The 1,173-nt window shown below is 44.1% G+C and carries 1 protein-coding gene; it reads right to left on the bottom strand.

Annotated elements, in window-relative coordinates; genetic code table 11:
- On the bottom strand, positions 1-1,172 hold a 1,172-nt coding region (locus FJZ26_06195; GenBank protein MBM3229996.1), incomplete at its 3' end, for a hypothetical protein.
- Position 1,173: the final 1 nt, after the last annotated feature.

Below are 1,173 nucleotides of genomic sequence, written 5' to 3'. Positions count from 1 at the left end.
GCATGATTCGGGTATTTCATTGTCCAGTAGACTCCCATTGTATCAAGCATAATTATGCTCAGGTTTGCAGAAACATCTTCCGGCAGGTTTGCCATTTCCTCAGCCATCACTCCCATTGAGTATGAGTTGTGCACGATTATGTCATTTGCCACAAAATTATGGCTATCCTCAACAGTAATATCATAGACTTTTACTGTTTCGTTTATCCTCTCAATTTCTGCAATTTCATCCCAGAAAATATCTGATTTTGACAAAGCAAGCAGCATCTCATTCTGCTCATATGTTGCTATCTGCAGCAGTTTCTCTCTGGTTGTTGAATAACTGGTGGTTTCCCTGTATGCCTTTGGGTAGGCATATCCCACAGCCCTGCCGATTGCAGCCCAGTTTTTTGGCTTGTATTTCAGCCAAAGTTCTTTAGGAATAGTGTCAATGTTGGAATTTCTCCTGATGCCTTCCATGCCTAAAAGCGCCACTTTCTGCCTGTCTGCCTTCTGGCCAAAAAAGCCGATGTTCCTGATGAATGTTTCAATAAACTCGCCCTTGATTTCCAGCTCGAATGCCCTGCCGAGCTTTGACTGGGTCTTTTTCCACCTCAGAATCCCAACAACACCAAACCTGAGAAGCAGATGCTGGACCTGTCTTGCAAGCTGTTCAGAGACAGACGAGTAGCTGATTCTCCAGCTGTTTTCCATTGAATTGTGATAAATGCTGCCGTCGCAGGAAAATAGCCTGTTCAGGAAGAGTGCCAATTTTTCCCTCGGAAGCCTGAAAACCACTTCCGGAATAAATTTAGCAGCTGATTTCTTCCCATAAAGCTGAAGAGAGTCAAGCCATTTCCTCAGAGAATTCCTTCTGTCAAATGCAATTCCACGAGCAAAATGCCCTTCTGAATCCCTGAATTCCTTTTTTATCTGCCTTTTTCTGCCATGATCAACAACATGGTAATTGAATTTTCCATGCCTTAATATTTCAAGTCTGCTGTCAAATCCGGCTATGCTTTCCCTGAAATCTGCCACAATTTCGCTGTCGGAATTGCAGAACAGGATGAAATTGTTTCCAAGATGCCCCTCTGCAATGATGTATGCCAGAATTTTCACCTGCTTATCCGGCAGAGGCTCGCTTCCAAAAAACGGCTGGATTCTGGCTGTGGCAACTCTTGAGCCCCTGCTCAGA

It is taken from the genome of Candidatus Parvarchaeota archaeon, from assembly GCA_016866895.1.
Taxonomy (GTDB): Archaea; Micrarchaeota; Micrarchaeia; order Anstonellales; family VGKX01; genus VGKX01.
The sequence above is the reverse complement of the archived record's forward strand: the minus strand, read 5'-3'. Positions and strand labels throughout refer to the sequence as shown.